Source organism: Hymenobacter agri, assembly GCF_054778495.1.
Genome location: NZ_BAAGZM010001099.1, coordinates 1 through 827, shown reverse-complemented (window position 1 = coordinate 827; position 827 = coordinate 1). Strand labels below are relative to the sequence as shown.

At 64.3% G+C, this 827-nt stretch carries 1 pseudogene; it reads left to right on the top strand.

Annotated features, from left to right (window positions below):
- A pseudogene (locus ACYVDE_RS24715) lies at nt 1–827 on the top strand (hypothetical protein); the annotation flags it as partial.

Genomic DNA, 827 nt, shown 5'->3' with positions numbered 1-827 from the left:
CCGGCCGGAGCCACGGGGCTGCGGCGCACCGAGCCGGCGTTTGGACCGGGGCTGAGTGGGTGGCAGGTGGGCCGGCTGGTGCGGGTGCAGGCCCTGAATGTGCTGCAAGCCTGGCCGTTTCGAGTATTGGCGGTGCTGGGCACGGTGTACGTGCTGTTCAACTTCTACTGGACGTACCACGACCCGCTGCGCGGTACTTCGCTGCCGGTGACGTACCAGGTGCTGAACCTGATAAATGAGAACTTTACCATTTACCTGCTCATTATCATCACGATATACGCCGGCGAGCTGGTGTGGCGCGAGCGCGACACGCGGCTGCAGGGCGTGTTCGATGCGCTGCCGTTTGCCACCTGGGTGCCGTTTGTGAGCAAGCTGCTGGCGTTGCTACTGGTAGCGGGCGTGCTCACGGCGGTGCAGTCGCTCGTCGGAATGGCCGTGCAGGCCTACCTCGATGCCAGCCTGATTGAGCCGCTGCTCTACCTGAAAAACTTCGTGCTGCAACTGGCTACCGTGGCCGTGCTCTGCGCGCTGGCACTGGTGGTGCAGACGGTGGCCAACCAGAAATACGTGGGCCACGCCCTGATGCTGGTGTATTATGCCGTGGTGTTTTTGCTGGCCGATGCGCTGGGGCTGCACCACGTGCTGCTGAAGTTTGGCGCGCCGGTGGCCTACACCTATTCCGACATGAACGGCTACGGGCACCTAGCGGCCCCGCTGCTGTTCATCAACCTGTATTACCTGGCCGGGGCGGCGCTGCTGGCGTTGCTGGCCAGCTTGCTGTGGGTGCGCGGCAACGACACCGGCGTGCGCACCCGTCTGCGCCTGGC